Source organism: candidate division KSB1 bacterium, assembly GCA_034506395.1.
In the GTDB taxonomy this organism is placed as follows: domain Bacteria; phylum Zhuqueibacterota; class Zhuqueibacteria; order Thermofontimicrobiales; family Thermofontimicrobiaceae; genus Thermofontimicrobium.
In genome coordinates this window covers 1-23,728 of sequence record JAPDPQ010000046.1, presented here as the reverse complement: position 1 = coordinate 23,728, position 23,728 = coordinate 1, and the positions used below count along the sequence as shown (strand labels likewise).

General features: G+C 45.9%; 20 protein-coding genes. 4 read left to right on the top strand and 16 right to left on the bottom strand.

The annotated features are described in order from the left end of the window. Nucleotides 1–32: 32 nt before the first annotated feature. From ONB37_18845 to ONB37_18835, 3 genes are all read right to left on the bottom strand, one after another. Nucleotides 33–1,472, bottom strand: a complete 1,440-nt coding sequence (locus ONB37_18845) for a HAMP domain-containing histidine kinase (GenBank protein MDZ7402220.1) — start codon at nucleotides 1,470–1,472, stop codon at nucleotides 33–35. A gap of 456 nt (nucleotides 1,473–1,928) precedes the next feature. Further along, a complete protein-coding gene (locus ONB37_18840) occupies nucleotides 1,929–5,222 on the bottom strand; it encodes a hypothetical protein (protein ID MDZ7402219.1) in 3,294 nt (1,097 codons plus the stop codon). Nucleotides 5,223–5,433: 211 nt separating this feature from the next. Further along, nucleotides 5,434–6,222 carry a DUF4382 domain-containing protein gene (locus ONB37_18835; GenBank protein MDZ7402218.1) on the bottom strand — a complete coding sequence of 263 codons (789 nt, stop codon included), beginning with the start codon at nucleotides 6,220–6,222 and terminating at the stop codon, nucleotides 5,434–5,436. Between the two features lie 488 nt (nucleotides 6,223–6,710). Here ONB37_18835 and ONB37_18830 point away from each other — a divergent pair, with 488 nt between their 5' ends. Then, the gene (locus tag ONB37_18830; protein ID MDZ7402217.1) at nucleotides 6,711–7,658 is read left to right on the top strand and encodes a glycosyltransferase family 2 protein; all 948 of its coding nucleotides are present in this window, start codon (nucleotides 6,711–6,713) and stop codon (nucleotides 7,656–7,658) included. Then, nucleotides 7,655–8,866, top strand: coding sequence for a glycosyltransferase family 4 protein (locus tag ONB37_18825; GenBank protein MDZ7402216.1), 1,212 nt, complete (start codon nucleotides 7,655–7,657; stop codon nucleotides 8,864–8,866). Before ONB37_18830 ends, ONB37_18825 begins: the two co-directional genes overlap by 4 nt. Nucleotides 8,867–8,984: 118 nt before the next feature. On the opposite strand, the gene ONB37_18820 is transcribed toward ONB37_18825, so the two are convergent. The 13 genes from ONB37_18820 to pstC all read right to left on the bottom strand — a co-directional run bounded on the left by ONB37_18820 (nucleotide 8,985) and on the right by pstC (nucleotide 22,765). Beyond that, nucleotides 8,985–9,983 carry a hypothetical protein gene (locus ONB37_18820; GenBank protein MDZ7402215.1) on the bottom strand — a complete coding sequence of 333 codons (999 nt, stop codon included), beginning with the start codon at nucleotides 9,981–9,983 and terminating at the stop codon, nucleotides 8,985–8,987. An 85-nt stretch (nucleotides 9,984–10,068) separates the two neighbouring features. After that, complete coding sequence (locus tag ONB37_18815; protein ID MDZ7402214.1) at nucleotides 10,069–11,313, bottom strand: metallophosphoesterase family protein; 1,245 nt, start codon at nucleotides 11,311–11,313, stop codon at nucleotides 10,069–10,071. Between the two features lie 80 nt (nucleotides 11,314–11,393). After that, nucleotides 11,394–11,594 (bottom strand): cold shock domain-containing protein, encoded by a 201-nt coding sequence (locus ONB37_18810; protein ID MDZ7402213.1) that lies wholly within the window; start codon nucleotides 11,592–11,594, stop codon nucleotides 11,394–11,396. Between the two features lie 693 nt (nucleotides 11,595–12,287). Further along, nucleotides 12,288–13,664 carry a tryptophanase gene (locus tag ONB37_18805; GenBank protein ID MDZ7402212.1) on the bottom strand — a complete coding sequence of 459 codons (1,377 nt, stop codon included), beginning with the start codon at nucleotides 13,662–13,664 and terminating at the stop codon, nucleotides 12,288–12,290. 136 nt (nucleotides 13,665–13,800) lie between these two features. Beyond that, a complete protein-coding gene (locus ONB37_18800; protein ID MDZ7402211.1) occupies nucleotides 13,801–14,592 on the bottom strand; it encodes an SDR family oxidoreductase in 792 nt (263 codons plus the stop codon). A 638-nt stretch (nucleotides 14,593–15,230) separates the two neighbouring features. Beyond that, nucleotides 15,231–16,034, bottom strand: coding sequence for a metal ABC transporter permease (locus ONB37_18795; protein ID MDZ7402210.1), 804 nt, complete (start codon nucleotides 16,032–16,034; stop codon nucleotides 15,231–15,233). Between the two features lie 433 nt (nucleotides 16,035–16,467). Further along, nucleotides 16,468–17,229: a metal ABC transporter ATP-binding protein gene (locus ONB37_18790; GenBank protein MDZ7402209.1), complete on the bottom strand. Its 762-nt coding sequence runs from the start codon at nucleotides 17,227–17,229 to the stop codon at nucleotides 16,468–16,470. After that, nucleotides 17,226–18,122 carry a metal ABC transporter substrate-binding protein gene (locus ONB37_18785; protein ID MDZ7402208.1) on the bottom strand — a complete coding sequence of 299 codons (897 nt, stop codon included), beginning with the start codon at nucleotides 18,120–18,122 and terminating at the stop codon, nucleotides 17,226–17,228. The genes ONB37_18790 and ONB37_18785 overlap by 4 nt, the downstream gene beginning before the upstream one ends. A 158-nt stretch (nucleotides 18,123–18,280) precedes the next feature. Then, nucleotides 18,281–18,970 (bottom strand): phosphate signaling complex protein PhoU, encoded by a 690-nt coding sequence (gene phoU, locus ONB37_18780; GenBank protein ID MDZ7402207.1) that lies wholly within the window; start codon nucleotides 18,968–18,970, stop codon nucleotides 18,281–18,283. A gap of 23 nt (nucleotides 18,971–18,993) precedes the next feature. After that, nucleotides 18,994–19,434: an arsenate reductase ArsC gene (locus ONB37_18775; GenBank protein MDZ7402206.1), complete on the bottom strand. Its 441-nt coding sequence runs from the start codon at nucleotides 19,432–19,434 to the stop codon at nucleotides 18,994–18,996. A 244-nt stretch (nucleotides 19,435–19,678) separates the two neighbouring features. Then, nucleotides 19,679–20,437 carry a phosphate ABC transporter ATP-binding protein PstB gene (gene pstB, locus ONB37_18770; GenBank protein ID MDZ7402205.1) on the bottom strand — a complete coding sequence of 253 codons (759 nt, stop codon included), beginning with the start codon at nucleotides 20,435–20,437 and terminating at the stop codon, nucleotides 19,679–19,681. Nucleotides 20,438–20,930: 493 nt separating this feature from the next. Further along, the gene (pstA, locus tag ONB37_18765; GenBank protein ID MDZ7402204.1) at nucleotides 20,931–21,800 is read right to left on the bottom strand and encodes a phosphate ABC transporter permease PstA; all 870 of its coding nucleotides are present in this window, start codon (nucleotides 21,798–21,800) and stop codon (nucleotides 20,931–20,933) included. Then, on the bottom strand, nucleotides 21,797–22,765 hold the full coding sequence (gene pstC / locus ONB37_18760) for a phosphate ABC transporter permease subunit PstC (protein MDZ7402203.1): 969 nt from the start codon (nucleotides 22,763–22,765) through the stop codon (nucleotides 21,797–21,799). The genes pstA and pstC overlap by 4 nt, the downstream gene beginning before the upstream one ends. A 277-nt stretch (nucleotides 22,766–23,042) precedes the next feature. Between pstC and ONB37_18755 the strand changes: the two genes are divergently transcribed. Beyond that, nucleotides 23,043–23,366: a hypothetical protein gene (locus ONB37_18755; GenBank protein MDZ7402202.1), complete on the top strand. Its 324-nt coding sequence runs from the start codon at nucleotides 23,043–23,045 to the stop codon at nucleotides 23,364–23,366. Continuing rightward, nucleotides 23,363–23,728, top strand: a 366-nt coding sequence (locus tag ONB37_18750; protein MDZ7402201.1) for a DUF6516 family protein, incomplete at its 3' end; no start/stop codon positions are given. The genes ONB37_18755 and ONB37_18750, both read left to right, overlap by 4 nt.

Sequence of the window (23,728 nt, the reverse complement as noted above, 5' to 3'; positions counted from 1 at the left end):
TGCTCCATGCCCCGAGCGCCTTGCTCCATCCCCTATGCCACATATCTCACCAACTCCACCTCAAACCTCGCCCCAGTTTCATTCGATGGAACATATCGAATACTCCCCCCATTCTCCGTTATCAAATTTTTGACAATCGCCAGCCCCAAACCCGTGCCTTTCTCTCTTGTGGTAAAAAATGGCTGAAAGATGCGCTCTGCCAGTTCGGCGGGGATTCCCTTGCCTGTGTCCTGATACGAAATTTTAACCCGATCCTGCTGGGAAGTTAAATGGACAAAAATCGTTCCACCATTGGGCATGGCATCGATGGAATTTTTGATGAGGTTCAAAAACACCTGCTTCAGATGCTGGGGATCGGCCAGAGCAAATATCCCTTCGGATTGCGAATTGAATTGTAACTGGATCTGATGCAATTCCCCTGCCAATAAACCGATGGCTTCATTCCAGACCGAGCGAATATCACATTTGACCCGCTGGGCAGGAAGCGGTCGGGCGTAATCAAGAAAATTTTGAATGATCGCCTTTAAATTCTGGACCTCTTTCAAAATCTTCTGGGCGTAATTTATCAGATCATTGTTTTGCACCTCGCTGGACAGCAGGCCCGCAAACAGCTCGATGCCTCCCAACGGATTGCGAATTTCATGCGCCACACCCGCCAGCATGGCCTGCTGCTGTCGGTCCCGCTCCAGAATATTCTGACGCATCTCCTCCATGGTGCGGGCTAAAAAGCCGACTTCGTCTCTGCCGAACTCAGGGATCGGATGCTGCAGATCTCCACCGCTGATCGCCCCCGCAGCCGCCTCCAGCCGCTTGATGGGATTGGTGATCCGACTGGCAAAAATCCCTCCGATGATGATTCCCGCCAGCATAATCACCAGTCCCATCCACACCAAATTTTTCTGGATCGATCGCACCACGTTCAGCATCTCAGCGCTGCCTTCCACGGCGACACCCGCTACAATTTCCCCATTGGATTTGATCGGCGCAAAGCCTGTTTTATACAATTTTCCATCCCTGCCTTCGAACAGCGTCGAACTGGCCGTGAGTCCATTGAAAACCGCAGCCACTTCAGATTGATTGAATTTAAGCTGCACCAATTCCTGCCCAATCGCAACCATCGGATCCGAATCGACAATCGAACGAAAATCTTTGCCAAACAGATAAATTCGAGTAATGTTGGTAGCGCTTTGAAACCGTTGCAGCGTGGCTAAAATATTTTGATAGGTGCGAGAGCTCTCATCACCTGGTTGGAGGTAAAGAAGAAAATTGGGATCGATCTCCAGGGCGATAACTTTTGCCATGGTTTCCAAATTTTTTCCTAACGCCGCATCCAGCGTGGCCCGAATCTCCCAGAGGAGATAATAGCCAGCAATGAGAAAAATCGTAAGGACCGATACAACGAACACCAGAATCAGGCGGGTGCGGAGGCTGGATTTCAGAGGGATAATATTGCTTGAGTATCGATCGCCCATTCTCTTTAAGCCAGAAAATTTCGTTTATATCCAATTATGCATCATCGTATTTATTTAACCCGATAGGTGTTATTTTGATCCAGGAGGAACGCAAATTTACTTTTGAAGGAGTGCTGTGAAGCGAGATTATCGAATAAGCGGCGCCTTATAGAAACTTTACAATTTTTCTTTAGGTTGAGACTTGATTCGTTGGATTTCATTATCGAAAGATGCGATTCTGCCAACCTCTTATTCTGATGACATTATTTCCAAAAATTTCCAGTGCATTCCAACCAAAAGCATTCCTCAGTCCAGTTAAATGGTGAAGCGAAATTAGCACAGAACTCAATTAATTTCTTTAATAGATTTCAACTGCGATCAAATGAAGGAAACGGATCTTTCATTAAATTGGTTTATTCCAAAATAAGCTGACTAAAGATAAAATTGGGGGCTGCATCCATAATACGATAGCAAAGCTCATTTAATTACAGCTACTCGAGTCAATGCGGATTCACCAGAACTTGTTTCAATTCGCGCAACGTAGACGCCATTGAGCACCTTATAACCAAGCAAATTGCAACCGTCCCAAATGAGATCCTCACCTTGATGCAATCCGCGTCTTCCTTGGGGCTGGGCTCGACTATATTGGCAGCGGTATACCAGTTCACCTAACAAGGTATAAATCTCCAGCTCGATATCGCTGTCTTTGGAAAGAAAATAAATGAAATGCGTTTTCGGACGATCTTTTGTTCCGAAGGGATTTGGATAATTAAGGAACGAACGCTTTAGGTCATCTGCGATGATCACTGGACATTGGGAACGTAAATTGAAAATGCTGATCGGATTTCTGAATTCATCTACAAACTTGATCGGCAAAAGAGCCTGAATGCTCAGAGAGGTTTCGTCTTTGAGATGGATCCGAAATGGCTTTGAAAGATGCTGACTGCAATCTACCTGAATAATGATTTGTCGCTGCTCATTCGCCTCAAGCGTTATCGGACTAGTCATCGAAACCTCAACAGGATTGTTCGAAACAGAAACCGCATCGCCCAAGGTAATTTGTCCATCAAGGACTTTGAGCTTGGTCATCACGGTTGTTGGATCAATATGGTTGCCTCTTTCATCCTCGATATCGAATTTCAGCGCCTGGATTGAAATCGGAAAACCTATTTCGTTACCTAAATGCTTGAACTCGATTGCCATCATATTTTCCGATATGTTGGGAGCAAGGACTTTGGGACCGACGCCTGGCAGTTGGTGAATTTGCAGTTCCAAGGAGTTTGCAGCAACGAAAACTGGCACGTCGGCGACTCGATGATCGTCAGCCACCCAGGCCTCTTCATCGCTGTTTTCATCCAACGGAGTTTCGTGAAGCCAGATTTTGATGATTCTTGGGACTGCATCGAGTTGTTCACTGGTGGATACAGTCCACACTATAGGAAGATCCACCCAAGGGATGATCGAATCGCCAATGACTCGAAACAAGCGCTGATCAGGAAGATCCAAGCGCAACGAACAGGCGCCATAAATACCAGCTTGTCCAGAATTGATGATGTCCCCTTGAATGGTAAAAGATAAACCCGGAGAAATTCTGCCTTGAATTGCACTGGCTGGATCAATGATTTTTGCCATTACCTTCAAGTTTGCTCGCGCGACGGTCAGAATTGCCAAGGAAGAATCGACTACCATTATGATTCGATCCATATCTCGATTTACATTGCCGAGTGCTTTAATTTTCAGCCGCTGAGGCCAACCGCTTTGATAACTCGGTGCTCGTAACCACCAAGCGATTGAATCGGCTTTCAATGCCTTTGGGTTATTTTCTAAAACTTCAAAGCCATCAGGAGGGATGATGTGAACAGTTACATTTTCGACAAGTTCCGGTCGGATCTTGGCCCTGACCTGCAGCAATTGATCCGTAGAGACAATGTTGTCTTTCGCACCAATTGGCTCGATGATAGCAACCTCAACGATGTCGATGGTACTTTCCACTGTATGAACAACAATCCAACTCGTCCTCTTTAATATCTGTGCGAAGTTGCTTGGGTCGTTTCGATCCTTTGGGAGTTGGAGGATAGAGATCGCTATGGTATCTGGGCCGCTCGGATAGCTCGGTGCATTGATGCTCCAAGTCACTTTTCCATTCGATTGAAACGATCGGATAGAATCTCCAGAGATGAGGCCATAATTTTGCGGTAAATGAATAATCAACTTGCCAGAATTATCGAAGCTGGAGCTTTCAGGCGAGTGCGTGACGGTTGCCATCACCTCGAAACTGCTTGCGATTGGAACGGTGGTCTGTTCGAGTTCGACGGTTAGAATTAGTCTGGTCGGACGAAAAATCTTCACTTGGGACAGGGAATCGACCGCAGGCGAGATCGTCGCTTTTGCACCTGAGACCGAAATCGCGCTGTCGATCCGCGCCACCCATTTTTCGACTGAAGGGATCTCCTCTGCCCAGGCTTCGATAGCAAAAGTGAGTGTATCGACCTGGAATCTATTGAGCCGAGATATCACCTGTTTCGGACCATTTAAAAATTTTGATGTCCCATCTGATCGCAATGAGAGGACAACTGACGATAAATCATCCGTACCTTGGTTGCCGACGATGACTTCAACAGCAAAAATTTGTCCCAAATTGACCTCTCCGTCGCCATTCGCATCGAGATTAGGACATCTCGCTCGGGTTGACAGAATTCCGACCTGTGCCAGCGACTGCGTCACCAGCCAGCTTCCGGGCCGATCGGCTCCGCTGTCGCGATGCCAAATGCCAGTATTGAGATCTTGCGCCGTGATAGTGCCATTAATCACTACAGTTCCGTAAGTGGCGGTGGGGTCGACCTGAACGATCAGATGGAGTTGCGCGCTGCTCCACCCAGGAAGAGTCTTAGGGTTCAGCTCACTCATCTGAGAGCGATATTGGTTTGAAACATCCTGACCATTGCGCCAAAAATTCAGACTTGCCAAGAGTGAGCCAACAGTAGCCCCTCCCCAATTCGAAACGTGCATTACCACGAAAACGTTCTGCTGACCTGGAAATATCTGTTCCGTCAGTGCCTCAATTTGCGTAATCACAAGCAGCGGAGGGGATTGCACCTCCCAAACGTGTTTCGGTTCGATACCATGATAGAATGCTTCTCCAGTCATTAGCTGAATATCAATGGAAACTCTACCCGTATCGGCATCCATTTCAATATCAACCAGAAATTCAAATCGACGCTTTTCATTGGAAATGATCGTAGTAACAGTATCAATCCGATGAACGAGATATTGATCGGATAAAAGGATAGAATCGTATTTTAGGAACTGTAGGCTGGCTTCTTGGACTTTTATAGGGAATTCGCCGGTATTTTCCACTTCAAAATAGACAGGAATATTTTGCTGTCCTTGTGTAATGGTATTTTTGTCAGACCAGGCTGGTGTGATCTTTAGTTTTTCGAGTGTGATGATTGTTATTTTACCGGTAGAATCCCCCATCGCGTTCGGCAAGTTTTTAACAAAGATGAAACCAGCCCCAGTCTTTTTCGGCTTAAAAATGATGGTTGATCCAAAACCAAGGTATTGGCTGGTATCTGATGCTGTGAAGCGATGCGATGTTGTATCAGCCCAGAGCCAATCAACTTTGGCCTCGCTTTTATATTTTCCATTGTTATAGAGTGCTGCATAAAGCCGCAGCTCGCTGTTGACATAGATGGTTGTATCCCGAAACTCCTTCCCCTTTCTGCCAGGGGCATCGGTAATGACAACTTTTTGAGCTAGCGGTGCAAGCATGCTCTCATCAAAGGCAAAGACTGTATCAACAGACCAGACTTGGTTCGTTGATAAAACCTGGCTGGATACATGATTTACTTGAGACAGTAAAACACACCATAACCCCACTATCCAGAATGTGCTTTTTCTCCACAGCACGCTCACCATATCCTCCAAAAAATAACTCGAACCCTCAATTTCATCAAAAAGACTCAGCCGAAAGATCAGTCATTCATTGCAAAGTGATTATCCCCAGATCAAAGCTTTTGCCAGGTGAAACAAGAACGAAATCTTTGCTGAAAGCTCGTCCAAGTGTATCACGGAGTGACACCGTATAGTTTCCTTCTGGTAGAAAGGCTAGCAAAAATCTTCCATTATCTGGATCGGTCATTGTCGACGTAATGGTATCAGCGCTTTGGATGGCATAAGCAACAGGCAAATCTCTGGCATTGCTGACCGTTCCAGTAATGGAGCCAGTCATTGCCTTTGAAAGGACCCGAATACATGGCTTCAATTTATAACTTGCTAGATTATTTTTAGGCCCAGTTACGAGGATCGACCGATTGGCATCAAAATCAATAACAAGTTCGTAGGAACTGCCTGGTTGGACATCTAGATTAAGCCTAAATTTAAGACCCGATTGTGCACCACTTGGCACATCCAACGGATACGTCAGTCCATCTATGGCGATTTGCGCTGATTTGATTTTTAGCCGAATTTGGGTGTAATGACCTGCTGGTACGTCTCCTTGCGCCAGAACCAGCGTCTTGCCATTGGCATAATCCAGCAAATTCACAGTCGAATCGGACTCGAGCTCTACATTCACCCAATCAGAATCAATATGGGCGCTGATTTCGGAAAAGGTGATATTAACCGCATCGAAGCGCGCTGGGGCGTCGGTCAAATGAACGATGATATGGCCAGTCCGATTTGAAGGCTTGGTGGGTTCTCGATCGCAACCCATGGTGCCCATGACGAACCAGGTGCACAAAGATACGAGCAAAATTGCCTTTGATTGCATAGATAAACCTCCTCGTCAAATCCAGCTCAAAAGAATTATCTTTTCACTCCCAAATGCATAATTCATGCCATGGTAGCAATCAAAATCGATTAAAAAAAGAACCAGACAGCTCTATCGCCCCGCAAATACCATCTATCCCCCAGTTCTATCTCATTTTTGAATGATCGGAGCGACACCTCAGATTGATGAGTGGAAGCGTTTTCCTTCGCTAAAATAGCGTTATGGCATTCTGCCGATAGTTCTGGGATGCACAGCTGATCGAGTAACAATCGTTTCAATCTGATATTCCATGATTGATTTCAGTCTTAAATTTGAGAATTTAGGTAATAACCAAACCTTTTTGCTTAATGCTCATCAAGAATTTTGCTCATTCCGCCATGCTTGCGCTTATATAAAATCAAACTAAAATAAAAGCGATTCGGGGGAAAAAAATGAACGGGACATACCGATATACATGAGCGATGAATCCATACTTCTGAGGAGCTATTATGAAACTGGCAGTTATTATCCCCGCCTATAATGAGGAAATGACTATCGCCGATGTCGTAACAGAATTCAAAACAGCGCTGCCCGAAGCGAAAATCTATGTCGGAGACAATAACAGTGACGATGCGACAGCAAAACGAGCACGAGAGGCAGGGGCAGAGGTCATTTTCTGCGGCAGGCAAGGCAAAGGATTTACGATCCGAACCATGTTCGAGGAAGTGGATGCCGATATCTATGTGATGGTCGATGGCGATACCACTTATTGTGCTTCAAACGTTCGCGAGTTAATAGCTCCAGTTATTCAGAATAAAGCAGATATGGTCATTGGGACTCGCAAGCAAGCCAGCAAAAGTTCCTTCACCTTTTCTCACCGAATTGGCAACCGAATTTTAACCACCCTCATCAATCTGATCTTTAGGGTCAAATTAAAGGATGTTCTATCGGGTTATCGAATCATCAGCAGGAAGATGCTGGGAGATTTGACTTTATTGGCCAGAGGATTTGAACTGGAAGTTGAATTGACGATCCGAGCTTTGCAAGAAGGCTATAAGATTTTGGACATGCCAATCGAATACCGACATCGCCCAAAAGGATCAGTTTCGAAACTGAGCACTTGGGGAGATGGCTTTCTAATCCTTTATAGCATTATCACCCTGTTTCGCGATTATAATCCCATGATGTTCTTTTTTATTCTCTCCATGATATTCTTCATTGCGGGGATGGCAAGCGGACTGGACATTTTCATTATTTTTCTAATGACTGGTCACATGTATCATCTGGGCCTCGCTATTTTTACGGCGATCTGTATCTTACTCTCTGCCATTATCTTTTTCATGGGCCTGCTATTAGACTCACTGAACAATAGTCTCCGATTAACACAGCTATCGATTCATCAAAAAAATCTGCTCATTCAAAAGCTGCTCAAAAATAATTCTGAGGCGGCAAAATGAAGGTCATTATCTATTGCAGTAAATTCCCGCCGCTGGCTGGGGGGGCAGGAAAGAGCGCTCATTATTTGTGCCAATACCTCAGAACTCGAGGGCACCAGGTTTATGTGCTTTGTGAGCATGCCCCAGGACTGAAAATGATCGAACGGGTAGATGATGGTTATGTGATTCATCGGGTAAAGGTACCATTTATGAAAAATCGAGGTTCAGGGCTCTATTTCTTATTGCTCTGCCTGGCAATTGCCCTCAAAGGAATTCAGATAAGCATCAAAATAAAACCTGATATCTTTCACTTTTATGATGCTGCCACTGGGATTGCAGGCTTGATCACAAAATTCTGGTATAATAAGCCCAGTATCTATGCCTTCGGGGGGAGCATGACCTACGAATACATGTGCAATTCCAACCTAAAAAATCAGCTTGATCCTGCATTGGGCGAAAATCATATCTGGAAGAATGCCCGTGGTATCCTCAAACTCATTTTGGCCATTGAAAAAAAGTTCTTCTTCAAAAATGACCGCGTCTATACTGCCGCACAATATTTATCAGATATGCTTGCGCAGCACTGGCAACTGTTTTATCCAAAGGTCAGATATATCCCCAACGGAATCGACACGGAGCTGCTAAAACGGAAAAATTTTGAAGACATCAAAACTCAACTTGGCTATCGGTATTTAATCTATGTCGGGGTACGATTGGTGAAATATAAAGGTCTTGATGTATTGATTGAGGCCTGTCTTCCAATTCTCGATGCGATAGACGCACATTTGGTCATAGGGGGCACGGGACCAGAGGAACAGCAGTTGAAGCAGCTTGCGAACGGCCATCCACGGATCCATTTTCTGGGAAACCTAAGTTGGGAACAGAACATTCAATACGTTCGATCAGCCGATCTTTTCGTCTTGCCTACATTAGTGGATAAAACTCCCAATTGCATCATGGAGGCGATTGCTTTAGAAGTGCCTTGCATCACTTCGGATATTGCTGGTGTCCGTGAACTTTTTCCCGATCACGGAGGCTTATTAATCAAACCGAATGATCCTGTATTGTTACGAGAAAAAATCCGCTGGGCTTTTGAACATCCAGAACAGGTGAAGATCATGGCACGCCGCGCCAGAAATTTTATAGTCGAACAATACGACTGGAAACCAATCTGCTCGAAAATCGAACAACTTTATTTTGAATTCTTCGACCAACAAAAAAACTCTTAATCCAAAGTCTCTACTAATAATCGAAGCTGACCTTAATTATTCCCAGCAAATCGCTATTTGAGCCCAATGAACATAACAGCTTTGTTGACCATGACATTTTTTCAGTAGCAACTTTAGATCAGTGTTGAGCGATATATTCTTTCACTTTTAGAACGATTTCAGGCTCGGTCTCGTAAGGCAATACCCCGGTCCCAATACACGACTTTTTGCGCCGTTTTGCTAAAGCAATCACCCGATCGGCCTCTACTAATACGGCATTCAAATCCCCCTCCGAAAGGATCGAAGGGTTCATGTTAACCCGCACCATCACTTCGGGATATTGTTCCATTTGCGTCATGAACAACTCCTGGTCGGTCTCTGAAGGACAGATCACATAACCTGTACGAGTCTCTATGATCGCGTCCAAAATTGGAGCAGTGTTGCCGCCAATGATGCATGGCACAGGATGCCCAACAATCAATTCGGCCTGCTGAAGAATGGATTTTAGGGGTGGAAGGCAGATGTCGCGAAAAATTTGCGGCGAAATAATGGGCGGCGTGGCCGCTGATTCAAAAAAGGCGATGTCCAATCCCTTTTCGACAATCGCTTTGCAGAAATTCACCTGGCCTGCCACCAGATGATGGAGCGCTTCCAACACCACATTTGGGATGGTGAGAATTTCCAACAGCAGCACCTCAAACTGGACCAGATTGCTGGCGATGGAAAAAGGGCCGCTCACAGGAATTCTCACGTCGGCTTCAGGAAGCGAACTTGCTAAGCGCGATCCAACATCCAGAACCATCGGAATGCGTCCAGCACGACTAGGTTCAAATAATGGTAGTTCAATTATGTCTCGTGCCGAGGAGCAGATCGGATGGGTGATCGCTGGAATACCATTGAGCGTCGGCTGCTGAACAATTGCACCATAAGCCTCTGGCTCCAGATTATAAATATCGATCCCAACGATCACGGGTGAATGATGATATAGCTCAAAGGCGGTTCGATGGGCCTGAAATAGAAGCTCGCTGTCCCTGGAGGTTTCCCAAGGAGATTTTTGAATAAGGCTAGCTGCATGCTCGTAAACAGATGGGGAAAATTCCATAATATTCCTGTTCGCCTGATCTTGATTTTCGCTCATTTTGGCCAGCTTGTGGGCCGAACAAATATCCTTTTTTTTGAAGCAATCTATAAATCGGAAATTTGCTATCAAAAATCGGTCACGATTATTTTCTCAACTCGAATGAGTCGAACAATTCACCGTCGGCTGTCCAAGCCTCAAAGCTCAATTGATCATGATGAATCGAAATAATCTGGTACCACTGCTTTCCAGCATCCATTTTAGCCATCAAGGAGCGATAGAGCAAATTCAATTCGTAGATTTTCGGACCACTGACCGATACCACGTACACGGTTCCAGGGGATTGATCATCGACGATTTTTCCTGCTCGGAGCTTGTAGGATCGGCTGTAACAATGATCATGCCCCTGCAACACCAGATCGACACCATATCTGTCGAACAACGGCAAAAACAATTCCTGGAGATTTTTATTGTCTCGGCCCTTGGCCGCAGAATATAAGGGTTGATGAATGGCAACGATGGTCCATCGGTTAGGATTGTTTTTCAATACATCATCCAACCATGCCGCTTGGAGCTCCAGTCCTTCATTCCCATTCAATGCAATGATTCGAGCGCCTTGACAATCGCAATAATAAACCGTCTCCTCGAGGCCGACGGGTCCATTGCTCGGAAGCGAGAATTGGGGTCGCCATAGCGGGGTCAGCGATCGGGTGGTTTCCCCATCGCGCTTGATCTTAACATATTCATGATTTCCTGGCAGCATGAGCAATTGCGTTGTCCGAGAGATCCAACCCAGCGCATCAAAAAACTGGTGCCATTCGTCATCATTACCGCCGTCGTTGACGAGATCACCTGGTAATAGCCAGAATCGGGCCTCTGATGACTTTTGGTAGGCGGCGCGAAATACGCGAGAACAAATTGAAAGGATGTCGTTCTGGGGATCGCCGATGTACACAAATTGAAATGGCCCTTCATTGCCCATTGCAGTTCGAAACTGATTCCATTCGCTCCATACCGTCCCATCGCCGACGCGATACGCGTAGAGCGAATTGGGCTGCAGGGAGTCCAATTTCACAGAATGATAATACATCATTTGACCGCTGTGGTGAAGCGTATCGGTACGCGCCTTGAAAACCCTCGCTCCGCCCTCCAAATCGGGTGTGGAGCGTGCGAGAACGAATTGCACCTGGGGCGTCGCGATCGGGGCTTGCGTCCGCCAAGTAATCGCCTGACTGGTCGCTGGGCGATCGGTTAAATTTAAGATAATACGTTCGGGCATTGCTGGACCATGGGCCTGACCATGAATTTGAGCCCCAGCCAGCAACCATAAAAATCCAATACCAACTATCCAGAATCCGATTTTCTTCGATAGCGAGAGAGCTTGGTTCATAAATCGCTCCTTGAATCATCGTGTAGCTAAACAGAAAACCCTGGCCAAATCGACCAGGGTTTGTTTAAAGTGGTCGTCAATTAGATTTTTCTGACGTTGGCTGCTTGCAAACCTTTCGGTCCCTGTTCGACATCGAATTGGACTTGCTCGCCCTCTTGCAGTGTTCTGTAACCTTCGCCCACGATCGCTTTGTAATGAACAAAGACATCATCGCCTTTCTCGCGAGTGATAAAGCCATAGCCTTTTGCGCCATTGAACCACTTTACAGTACCTGTTTCCATTGAATGAATCCTTACAAAAAATTGATGGGTGTTGCGTACACCACTCTTGCCAATCTGTCGCTGGCAAAAAAAAATCGTGTCGAACAAATAGACCGCCTGCTCGCCACGAATCGTCTTTTTCACCAAGGATGTCTTTTCGAAACCATACGCTCAAACAGAAAAGCAAAACTTCAGTGTACCATGAATTAACGGCTTCAATATAATATATTCAAAACAAAAAAGCAACTACTTTTTTGATTTTCATAATTATTTTTTCATCTAACTCCTTACCCCTCGACTTGAGCTATTTATCTTGGAACTTGCGATATTCATTTCTTCTCATTTGTTAAAAATATGGGATCTCAGATTAGCCTCTAAATCTTTGGCGATAGATTTCGGGAGTATTTTTAACAAAATTCCTAACCGTACATGGGAGATAGCGTCAAAACGATAAAATCAAGATTGCGTGACATTAGACAAATTTTGCGTTGATCGAAGATCTATATTCGATTTAATTAGCCAATAAGTCGTTTTATGCAACATTTGCACCGCGTCTGAAAGAAGAAATTCGATAGCGATCGAGAAAATTTGATCGAACCATAATTCCTGAGATGAGTTTTCTCCCCTTTCTCGAGACATTCGAATTTACAGCTCCCTTCCTAATTGAAATGATGGTATATCGGCGATGAAAATTTGCTTGCCATGATAAACCAGCTACTCTACCATCTCAAATCGGGCGGTGAAATGTCTCAAATATGGGGCTTGATAGGTGAATCGGAACCCCCGTAACTTGTGACGTTGCTGATATACCAATTCGATTACCTCCAGGACGTAATCGAAATGGCTTTGTGTATAAACCCGTCGTGGGAATGCCAGTCGCACCAGTTCCATGGCTGGTGGGATGTATTCCCCTGTCTCTGGATCCGTTCTCCCAAACATGATCCCCCCGATCTCGCAGGAACGGATGCCGCCTTCCAAATATAGCTGGCAGGCAACTGCCTGGCCTGGGAACTGCTCAACTGGAATATGGGGAGCAAAGGCCCTGGCATCCAAATAAATAGCATGACCGCCTGGCGGTTTCACATAAGGAACACCGATGGAATCCAGATGCTCGCCCATGTACTCGGCCGTGCGAATGCGATACTGCAGATAATCCTCTTGTAGCACTTCATCCAATCCTTGGGCAATTGCCTCAAGATCACGACCAGCCAGACCGCCGTAAGTGGGAAATCCTTCGGTCACAATCAGCACATTTCTGGCTCGCATAGCGAGATCGTCATCATTCATCGCCAAAAATCCACCGATATTGACCAGTGCATCCTTTTTGGCACTCATCGTACAGCCATCGGCATACGAAAACATTTCTTGAGCGATCTCCTTGCAAGATTTATTCGCATATCCTGGCTCACGTTTTTTGATAAAATATGCATTCTCCGCAAAGCGACATGCATCCAAAAAAAGAGGAATCCCATAGCGCGATAACAATTCTTTGGTCTTGCGAATATTCTCCATGGAAACTGGCTGTCCCCCACCTGTATTGTTTGTGACCGTCAACATGCCGAGCGGGATATTTTTCGCACCCTTCGCTTTAATAAAATTTTCCAATCTAACCAGATCGATATTTCCTTTGAACGGGTGGATCAATTGGGGGTCTTTGCCTTCATCAATAACGAGATCAACAGCTACGGCAGCATGATATTCGATATTAGCGCGAGTGGTATCGAAGTGAGTATTAGAAGGGATATATTTACCAGGGCCAGCCACGAGTTCGAACAAAATTCGTTCGGCCGCCCTTCCTTGGTGCGTTGGAATAATGTGTTTAAACCCGGTGATCTCATGAACTTTATCGTAAAAACGGTGAAAACTTTTGGCGCCAGCATAGGACTCGTCGCCTCGCATCATCCCAGCCCATTGGTCATGGCTCATGGCGGCCGTCCCGCTATCTGTGAGCAAATCGATAATCACATTCTCTGCATCAATTAAAAATAAATTAAAGCCAGCTTGGCGCAAAATTTCCTCACGCTGTGCTCGGGTGGTCATCTTGATTGGCTCGACCATTTTGATTCGAAAAGGTTCGATGATGGTTTTCATGGTTAGTTTTCCTCATAAGGGTATAATACTTGATCTATTCATTTCAACCAAGCAGCTCCAAGTCGACTACTTGGGAGTTATCCCAGTTAGCGATTTGCTCCGCCTTATTCCGATATCCCACCATTCCCCTTTCAGGTTACAACATGCTTTGCACCACACCTCCATCCACTGGTATCGTCGTTCCAGTGATATAAGCTGCTCTTTCAGATGCCAAAAATGCCACTAAGGCAGCAATTTCCTCGGGATTTGCCAAACGCCTGGCTGGGATTTTAGCGGTGATGCGACCCAATACCTGCTCTGCCGAGCTATTTTCTTTCTGAGCGATCGCATTGACCAGATTGGACAAACGTTCAGTAAGCGTATACCCTGTCGCAATTGTATTAATGGTGATGTTGTACTGAGCATATTGATTGGCGAGCGTCTTGGCCCATCCCACCACGGCCATGCGGATGGAGTTTGACAAAATGAGATCATCGATAGGTTGTTTGACGACAATCGATTGCAAATTGATGATTCTTCCCCACTGATTTTGCTGCATCACTGGCAGAATGTGACGCGTTAGAGTTACTGCGCTCATCAGGGTATTTTGGAAAGCCCCCTGCCAATCCGCTTCTGTGAAATCCATGAAAAATCCCGACGATGGACCACCCGTATTATTCACCAAAATATGAATCGTGCGGAATTGCTCAATCGCGTAATTTGCAAACCGACGTATCTGTTCTGTATTCCTCAGATCCACGACGAACGGATAGACTGGCTTACCAGATGCTTGTTCGATCTTTTTGGCTGCGGACTCGATACGATGTTTATCTCGGGAACAGATCAGAACGGTGCAACCTTCCTGGGACAGTTCCTTTGCAGCCGAATATCCTAACCCTTGACTCGCTCCACACACAATGGCAATTTTTCCCGATAAACCTAATTCCATCTCTCCTCCAGAGTGATAATAAATCTCATCTTTTTCCACGTAATAGAATTCTCTATTCAAATGTCATGCCTGCAACTTGAGGCAGCTTTTCAACTTTCACGCATCAAAATCAAAAAGACGCTGCATCCGTAAGCATAACCGTCTAATATTCGTAGTTGGTTTGCCTTGCAGAAGCGTATCATGATTTTGAAAAACCAACGCTGCATCTTTCAAATTTTTAGCGATATCTCTCATCATCGAACAACCGGATCCATGCCTTATGCTGGAAAATGTGAAACAGATAATCTTGTGCTGACTTCAATTGTTTATGATTTCTAACCAACTAACTCCTTGTTACTCCAATAAAGCTTGCACGCCTCTGAATTATGATGATAAAAGCACGGATCCTCTGGCAAACCCACTTCATCGCATTTTTTAATCATCTGGATATTGAGCCAACAGCTCTCGCATACGAAACCATTGCCCTTTTTCATTTCATGTCAAGTCGGCACAATTCGTTTTCCAAGTAGGCTGATTGGTTCTGCTGGCTGAATCAAACCAATTGTCTTGCGAAGCACCCAATTTACCGATTTGTTGAGCTTCATGATTAAATATACTAAAACAAAGTTGGATATCCAAAATGAATTTTTGCTGCAAGGTTAGAAAATTACAATTGATCTTAATATCATAGCGAAAAAAAATAGGATCGCTTGCAGCAGGATAATTGTGGCACCACTGGGGACATCAAGATAATATGATAGTAAAAGACCGGCAAATGCGCTGATCATGCCGATGATGACCGAAAGCAACGTCATGCGACGAAACGTTCGGGAGATAAGTCGCGATGTGGCTGCTGGGATAACGAGAAAGGCTGCGATCAAAACAATTCCAACGACTTTGATCGCTACGACAACCGTTATCGCAATAAGGACAGAGAGAAAATAATCATCCCGTTTAACGGCGAGATGATCAGTTTCTGCGAGCTCTCGGTCAAATGAGGCATAAGCCCATCTACGCCATAGTGGGAAGGTGAGCAACGTTATGAATACTACGCCAGCGGTAATCTCAATATCAATTCTGGTTACTGCCAGAATTGATCCAAACAGATAGGTGAAAGCGTCAGTGGTATATTCCTTTTTAAGGAAAATAAATACGACACCAAGGGCCATGGAGACAGCAAAAAAGATCCCAACTGCAGTATCGCTACCTAATTCAGTTTTGTCACGAACCCAGAAAATTGCGATCGCCACCAATACGGTAAAAGGCACAGCAATCCACAGCGGTTCTGAACCAAGTAATAAGCCCAAAGCAACGCCTCCAAAAGCTGCATGAGCCAATCCGCTGCCCAAAAAGCTCAAGCCACGCTGCACCACGAACACGCCATAGTAGCTGGCCAAAAATCCCACCAGCACTCCAGCCATGAGTGCCCGCTGCATGAAAGGCAATTGAAGAAGTTCGAACATTGGCAATCCTGACCGTTAACATTCAAAATTATGTTGAAAAGAATTAGCTCCCACAGAAATGTTATCTCACAGAAATGAAATAGAAAATTCTTTGGTCACAGAACTGAAAGGACACAGAAATTTTTTTTAATTCTTATTTCTGAGACCTTTCATTCCGCCAAAGGGCGGACCGCCAACTGGCGGTTCTGAGACCAAAACAAAAAATCATTTCTGTGGCATTCCAATTCTGTGGGAGAAATATCCACCTCCCATAGAAATGATGTCCCACAGAATTGAAATATTTTTGGTCACAGAACTGAAAGGACACAGAATTTTTCCCAATTCTTTATTTCTGAGACCTTTCATTCCGCCAAAGGGCAGACCGCCAACTGGCGGTTCTGAGACCAAAATTTCTGTGGCGTTCTAATTCTGTGGTAGAAGAATATTTCATTAATCAACTTTTCCCGTTGGAATTCATCAAAAATCTCAGCGCATGCTGGTGGCCGATGTGACCATAGGCCATGCGCAGATAATCTTCCTGCAAGGCCTGGGTCGGTGGCCCGAAACTGATCTGCCTGCGATTCAACAACAAAACATAATCGGCATGGTGCGTCACCGCATGCCAATCATGGGTGATCATTAGCACCGTGGCGCCAGATTCCTTCTGATACGCCTCCAGCATGCGATACATATCCTCTTCGCCGACCGCATCGATGCCTGTGGCGGGTTCATCCAGCATCAATAGCTCGGGCTGACGAACGATGCTGCGAGCCAAACAAACCCGCTGTAACTCACCGCCAGATAGCTTGCCAATGGGACGATTGGCCAGATGCGAAGCCCCCACCTGACTTAATGCCTGACAGGCCCTGGTCCTGGCATCTTTGCTTAAGCGCCATGGCCACTTTCGACTCAATCCTGTATAAACCAGTTCAATTGATACAGCGGGAAAGCTGCGATCCATGGTCTTGAATTGGGGCACATAACCAATCAGATTGGGATCGACCTGGCGTGGGGATTTGCCGAAAATCTTCACCTCGCCCGCCGTGGGCTGGATCAATCCCAACAGTACCTTCAAAAAAGTCGATTTGCCCGCCCCATTGGGACCGACAATGGCGACGAATGAATTTTTGGGCACCTCGAGCGCCAGTTCCGATAGCGCCACATGGTCACCAAATTTCACCAGCAAATCCTTCACTTCTACGGCAAACTCGCTCATCGCAGCGCCTCCAGAATCAACCTGGCGTTATAAAGCACCAGCTCATCGTAGCCCTGTCTGCCTGATACTCCCCCCAGCGGATCGAGCTGGCAGATCTTGACGCCCGCTGCCTCCGCCACCAATTTGGCCGCTCGATCGGGCAATTGAATGTGATCGAAAATGGCTCTCACGTGTTGCTGCCGCACCTGATCGATATAGCCCTTGAGCTGTCTCGGCGTGGGCTCTTTGCCAGGGATCGCCTCCACAATGCCCACCAGATGGATGTCATAGCGTTTGAAAAAATATTGATAAAATGGATGCGAAATCATCACTTTGCTGCCCGCAATTGGCGCCAGCATCGCTTTCAATTGATGATGCAGGCTATCCAATTGGCGTGAAAATCGCTCGGCGTTACTTTTAAAAACAGCAGTTCCAGATGGATCCAAAGCGCTGAGTTTTTGAACCAGTCCTGGCAGTAGACTTTTCACCGTCAATGGATCGGTCCAGAAATGCGGGTCTACGCCAGAAGAATGGTCGTGCTTCGATCCAGTCTGGTGGTCATGCCGACCAGCAGATCGAGGCTGATCCGTTGGTTCGTCAAAATAGATCAGTGCCGAGGGATCGATCAGTTTGATAAGCTCAACTTGATTGGCGTTGGGAAACTTGAGCACCCAGGCATCCAGGTTTTCAGCGCCATAAAAAATAGCTCGGGCCGATTCGATGATTCTCGCATCAGACGGCCGCAACTCATAGGTATGCGGCGATGCGCCTGGCGGCAATAGGCCGTGAACCTGCCCTCTATCGCCGACCACCTCCTCCAGGATGGATTTGAATGGATGAATGGTGGTGACATATTGGGGTTGTGATATTGCCACTGTCGAAAATAATAGCGAAATGATGATGAGCCATTTCATGATTTGGCCTCCAAATTTGGCTTTAGTTTCAATGATTTAACCATCAAAAAGTTTCATTGCAATAAAAAAGCATCAGTTCTGGTACTGATGCTCGGTTTGGTTATCAAAAGCAATTGAACGCTTTTAAAGATCAATAGCCTTTGGAAGCGTGTGACTTTTCAAGTGCGAGATCGGATATCGTCCCAATTTTTGGTATCCACGTGGTGCTTGATCATCTGGGCCTTGTAGATAAAATAGACCTCCTCGGCAATGTTGGTCGCCAGATCAGCGATGCGCTCCAGATTGCGGCTGACCAGAATGAGATCGAGCGCTCGGGTGATGGTTTTGTTATCGCTGAGCATATAGGTCAACAATTCCCGAAAAAGCTGGTCGTTCAATTTATCGACCTCATCATCTCGAATGCAGACCGAGCGAGCTTTTTCCACATCGCCGTTGATGAAGCTATCCAGGCTGTCCTTCACCATGGACTGCGCCAGTTGCGCCATGCGGGGGATGTCGATCAGCGGCTTGAGCGGTTCCTGCTGGTTGAGCAACTGGGTGATCTCGGCGATGTTCACGGCGTGATCGCCCATCCGTTCCAGGTCGTTATTGATCTTCAAGGCCGAAGTGATAAATCGCAAATCGATCGCCATGGGCTGTTGCGTAGCCAGCAATTTCAGGCATTGTTCGTCGATGATCACCTCCAAATTATTGATGCGTTCATCGGCGGCGATTACCTCTTGCGTCAGCCGATCATCCCTTTCGATCAGCGCATCGATGGCCTTGCCGATCGAAGTCTCAACCGCCACTGCCATTTTGAGCAGGGTTTCTTTCAACTGTTGCAGTTGTTCATGAAAATGTCGTTCCATTTTTAAGTCCTAATTATAATTTGCTATTCATTGACATCGATGGCCAATTCTTTGAGCCATGTTTTGATTCGTTCATCAATTTCATCTCTTATTCGTCGGAATTGCTGCAATTTTTCATTATCCGATCCTTGAAATGCTGCAGGATCTTCAAAATACCAATGCAGCCGCTGGCTTACTCCAGGGAAGATGGTCGGGCAATTCTTTTCGGCATCGGAGCAGACGGTGATCAGGTAGTTAAAATTGACTTTGCCCAGATATTCTCGCACATGCTTCGAACGCTGTCCGCTGAGATCAAGACCCAACTCTTGCATCACTTGAATCGTGAAAGGATTGATCCCTTTGGGTTCGAGCCCAGCACTATAAACGTCAAAATGATCGCTGGCATATTTTCGCAACAGCGCCTCAGCCATCTGGCTGCGGGCAGAATTGCCTGTGCAAAGAAAAAGAACTTTGAGTTTTTGCATCCAGTTGCTCCCAGGTTTGGAGGCATAACAATTTCGCTTTTGATTTTACTCAGATCTAGATACAGCCACTGCGAAAAATCGTTCGAGCCGTCAGCGACTGCCTCATGATTTTATGTGAAAAAATGAATTTGAATTTTTCCCAAAGATGATAAAATAGCAATAGATCATATCTTTCAGATGTATCAGCGGTTGTTTTATCATCGGTGGGGGACGCTATCAAATGCAAATAAGAGAATGGCTATGATTATCCGAACCGTCCTGTCACATAATCCTCGGTCCGTTTCAATCTGGGCCGAGTAAAAATCTGATCGGTCTCTCCGAATTCGATCAGCTCGCCGAGGTAGAAAAACGCCGTGTAATCCGACACCCGTGCTGCCTGCTGCATGTTATGGGTCACGATAACGATGGTGTATTTTTCTTTTAATTTGAAAATCAGCTCTTCGATTTTGGTGGTGGCGATGGGATCCAATGCCGAAGCAGGTTCATCCATTAAAATCACCTCGGGCTTGACGGCCAGAGCTCGGGCAATGCACAGCCGCTGCTGTTGACCGCCCGATAGGTCCATGGCGGAATCGTTCAGCCGATCTTTCACCTCATCCCACAGGGCAGCGTCGATCAGGCTTTGCTCCACTCGTTCGGCAATCACATTTTTATTTCGCTCGCCATTGATGCGCAATCCGTAAGCAATATTATCGAAAATGGATTTGGGGAAAGGATTGGATTTCTGAAACACCATGCCCACTCGACGGCGCAACTCCACCACATCGACGCTGCGGTCGTAGATATTGATCCCATCGATGGCCACCGTCCCTTCTACTCGAGTGCCGACGATGATGTCATTCATCCGATTCAACGATCGCAGGAAAGTCGATTTGCCGCAGCCCGAAGGCCCAATCAATGCCGTCACCTTGTTTTTTTCGATATCGATATTGATGTTGGACAGGGCTTTCGTGGCGCCGTAGTAAAAGTTAAAATTTCGAGTGTAGATTTTGATGTCTGACATCTTTGATCCAGTCAAAAATTTTTATGCCACAAAAATGGAACAACCACTGAAAAATTGTAAATTCCCATCTTCAAAATTTGGACTCTACTTGGTCAGATTCAAGCGAGTTGTGTCATTCCGAACGAAGCGAAGCGGAGTGAGGAATCTTTTTGTTTGAAGTTTGATTGGTTTAATATACAGATTTCTCGCTTCGCTCGAAATGACAACGTCTCTACCAATGAATTTTAAGAATCTGACTAGGCAGAATGAAATCGTCCGTAGAAATTCTATTATTCAAGTTAGAAAAAAATTGACTCCCAAAGAAATGCTATCCCACTGAATTGCAATAAAAAACTTTTGGTCTCAGAATTGAAAGGACACAGAAACCTTTCGATTTTTTCTGAGACCTTTCAGTTCTGAGACCAAAAAATTAGACGACCACAGAATTTGCTTTTACTTGATTCGCTTTGAAAGCTTTTAAATTCCGAATTCCGGAATCTAAAATCCGCAATCGTCACGCTCTTTTATATTTCTTTCTAAACCGATAGCGAATCACCACCGCAAGGATGTTCATAGCCAGCACGAGCACGATTAGCACCAGCGCCGTGCCATACGCAATGGGGCGCACTTTGGCGATTTCATGGTGCTGGGTGGACATGATGAACAGATGATAGGGCAAAGCCATGAACTGTGACACCAGCACCTTTGGAAACGAAGGCAAAGCTGGCCAGAAGAACGCTGCGCCCGTGAACAGAATCGGAGCGGTCTCGCCCGCTGCTCGAGCCAGGCCGAGGATCGTCCCTGTCAGCATTCCTGGAATAGCGTAGGGCAACACATTGGTGCGGATGGTCTGCCACTTGGTCGCCCCTAATGCCAGCGCCCCTTCCCGATAAGACATGGGCACAGTTTTCAACGCCTCCTCGCTGGCGGTGATGGTCCAGGGCAACGTGAGCAAGCCCAGCGTCAGTCCTGCCGAAAGAACCGACAAGCCCAGATTCATCATTAAGACAAATAATGCAAAGCCAAATAGGCCATAGACAATCGAGGGAACACCCGAAAGGTTGCGGATGGCCAGGCGGATAATCCGAATGATTTTGCCCTGGGTGGCGTATTCATTCAAATAAATGGCAGTGAACATGCCTGTGGGCACGGCAAAGATAATCGTGACCAGGCTGACCCAGAACGTGCCGACAATGGCAGGCCAGATGCCGCCCGCCGTCATCCCTTTGGTGGGCTTCTGAGTGATGAATTCCCAGCTAATCACTTTGGCCCCTTTGGAGGCAATATCATATATGATGAACACTAGCACCAGGATGACAAACACCGCTGCCAGCCTGAGAATCGTAAAGCCGACAAATTGGCTGATGTTTCGCTTTAATTTCATCTTGCCACCCGTTGATATTTGTGAAGCACCAGATCAGACACGAGATTGACCAAAAAGGTCATGAGGAAGAGCACGAAGCCAATGACGAACAGGGATTGATAATGCAAGCTGCCTTGAACCGTTTCACCCAGCTCAATAGCGATGGTGGCGGTCATGGTTCGAACGGGATCGAGAAAGGAATGCGGCAAGGCAGGGGCATTGCCACACGCCATCAGCACGGTCATGGTTTCGCCGATGGCTCGTCCCATGCCCAACATTACTGCTGCAATAATTCCTGACATCGCCGCAGGCAAGGTCACTCGGGTCAGCGTTTGCCACTTATTTGCGCCCAATGCCAGCGAGGCCGACTTGAACTCCTGGGGCACAGCCACAATGGCGTCTTCAGAGATGCTAATAATGGTCGGCAAAGCCATAACCGCTAGAAGGATCGAGCCGTTGACGGCATTCAGGCCGTTGGCCGTTCCGAAAACTTTGGCGATGAACGGCCCAGTGACCACGATCCCTAAGAATCCCACTACCACCGAAGGGATGCCCGCCAGAATTTCGATCACGGGTTTGACGATCTCTCGCACTCTAGGGCTGGCCACATCCGCCAGGTAAGCGGCACAGGCAATGCCAACAGGTACAGCGATGACTAGCGCCCCGAAAGTAACCATCAGGGTACTGACCACCATCGCCAGGATGCCATAAGATTCTTTCTCAGGAGAAGTGGGATCCCAATGGTCACTCAGAAAAAAATCGCCCAGGCCGACCGCTTTCAAGGCGGGAAATCCCTGGGTGAAAAGCAATGAGAAAATCCCGACCAGAATGATGACGGCAATCAACCCGTTCATAAAGAAGAAATAATGGATCGCTTGTTCTTTGAAACGGCGCCAGAGCACCTTAGAAGCCACTTTGGTTTGAGGCTCAGCTTTCGGTTCATTGAGAATAGGCATGGTTTTTTGAGAAATTCTTTCCGCCATCATGGCCATTGCTTTTATATCCCACGGGGTTCGAAAAACAAAAATTACAGTCTCTTTTTCATTCAGATAAAAGATAGGAAGGTAATGTTACAGGCATGTTACGATGAGATAGAATTTTTGAAAAGAACCATAAGAAGTAGTTGAACAATTGGGAGCCTCATTCAAGCTTTGAAAATTTATTATTGACATTTTGAATTGCCTTATGTATATTAGATAAGAATTTTGGAAATTCTGAGATTTTTCTGCTTTTAGATTACATTAAAATCAGGATTTGAAAATTATGGTATCTACATTAGACAAAGTCAAACGATTAGAAAAATATCTTGCTTCAACTAACTCGACTATCGATCCAGTCATCGAAACAACCCTAAGCAAGCTACTCTCTCGTGAATTTAATCGCTTGTTTGAGTTAAAAACGCATTTGTCGAATGAATTGCTCGAGTTTGAAAAGCATTATAACATGAAATCAAATACCTTTTATCAGCGTTTTCAGGCTGGTGAATTAGGTGATGCTATGGACTTTATCGAGTGGGCTGCCACCATAGAAATGCTCGCCAATATTGATAAAGAATTAGAGCTCTTGGAGGATTCTGGCGCTCAATGAATCCAATAATTGTGGCCCACTTTGACTCAATCGAAGATTGGTTGCTACTAAGTTCCGTGGTTGCCGATTATAAAATAATCAGAAGAGAAATCGCCCCGACTGATGGTAAAATTCGCCTTAAAGTCACCTTTGTTGATGGAAGTCTGGCTGAGTTGTTTGAATATGTGATCGTTACAGAATCTGGACTTAATCTATCAAAGTATAGTTTTCATTGGCAAGACATGGAAGGGAAGCTCAAATGTCGCTGGGATAATGCTCCGCATCACCCAGAATTACCCAACGCTCCTCATCATAAGCACAATGCCGACCAAACAGTAATAGGAATTTCAAAAGTTCTCGATCTACTTGATATTCTCAAAGAA

Excerpts from the sequence above, each read along its gene's own strand:
- ONB37_18845 (MDZ7402220.1), bottom strand. The coding sequence starts at position 1,472 with ATGGGCGATCGATACTCAAGCAATATTATCCCTCTGAAATCCAGCCTC.
- ONB37_18840 (MDZ7402219.1), bottom strand. The coding sequence starts at position 5,222 with ATGCTTGCACCGCTAGCTCAAAAAGTTGTCATTACCGATGCCCCTGGC.
- ONB37_18835 (MDZ7402218.1), bottom strand. The coding sequence starts at position 6,222 with ATGCAATCAAAGGCAATTTTGCTCGTATCTTTGTGCACCTGGTTCGTC.
- ONB37_18830 (MDZ7402217.1), top strand. The coding sequence starts at position 6,711 with ATGAAACTGGCAGTTATTATCCCCGCCTATAATGAGGAAATGACTATC.
- ONB37_18825 (MDZ7402216.1), top strand. The coding sequence starts at position 7,655 with ATGAAGGTCATTATCTATTGCAGTAAATTCCCGCCGCTGGCTGGGGGG.
- ONB37_18820 (MDZ7402215.1), bottom strand. The coding sequence starts at position 9,983 with ATGAGCGAAAATCAAGATCAGGCGAACAGGAATATTATGGAATTTTCC.
- ONB37_18815 (MDZ7402214.1), bottom strand. The coding sequence starts at position 11,313 with ATGAACCAAGCTCTCTCGCTATCGAAGAAAATCGGATTCTGGATAGTT.
- ONB37_18810 (MDZ7402213.1), bottom strand. The coding sequence starts at position 11,594 with ATGGAAACAGGTACTGTAAAGTGGTTCAATGGCGCAAAAGGCTATGGC.
- ONB37_18805 (MDZ7402212.1), bottom strand. The coding sequence starts at position 13,664 with ATGAAAACCATCATCGAACCTTTTCGAATCAAAATGGTCGAGCCAATC.
- ONB37_18800 (MDZ7402211.1), bottom strand. The coding sequence starts at position 14,592 with ATGGAATTAGGTTTATCGGGAAAAATTGCCATTGTGTGTGGAGCGAGT.
- ONB37_18795 (MDZ7402210.1), bottom strand. The coding sequence starts at position 16,034 with ATGTTCGAACTTCTTCAATTGCCTTTCATGCAGCGGGCACTCATGGCT.
- ONB37_18790 (MDZ7402209.1), bottom strand. The coding sequence starts at position 17,229 with ATGAGCGAGTTTGCCGTAGAAGTGAAGGATTTGCTGGTGAAATTTGGT.
- ONB37_18785 (MDZ7402208.1), bottom strand. The coding sequence starts at position 18,122 with ATGAAATGGCTCATCATCATTTCGCTATTATTTTCGACAGTGGCAATA.
- phoU (MDZ7402207.1), bottom strand. The coding sequence starts at position 18,970 with ATGGAACGACATTTTCATGAACAACTGCAACAGTTGAAAGAAACCCTG.
- ONB37_18775 (MDZ7402206.1), bottom strand. The coding sequence starts at position 19,434 with ATGCAAAAACTCAAAGTTCTTTTTCTTTGCACAGGCAATTCTGCCCGC.
- pstB (MDZ7402205.1), bottom strand. The coding sequence starts at position 20,437 with ATGTCAGACATCAAAATCTACACTCGAAATTTTAACTTTTACTACGGC.
- pstA (MDZ7402204.1), bottom strand. The coding sequence starts at position 21,800 with ATGAAATTAAAGCGAAACATCAGCCAATTTGTCGGCTTTACGATTCTC.
- pstC (MDZ7402203.1), bottom strand. The coding sequence starts at position 22,765 with ATGATGGCGGAAAGAATTTCTCAAAAAACCATGCCTATTCTCAATGAA.
- ONB37_18755 (MDZ7402202.1), top strand. The coding sequence starts at position 23,043 with ATGGTATCTACATTAGACAAAGTCAAACGATTAGAAAAATATCTTGCT.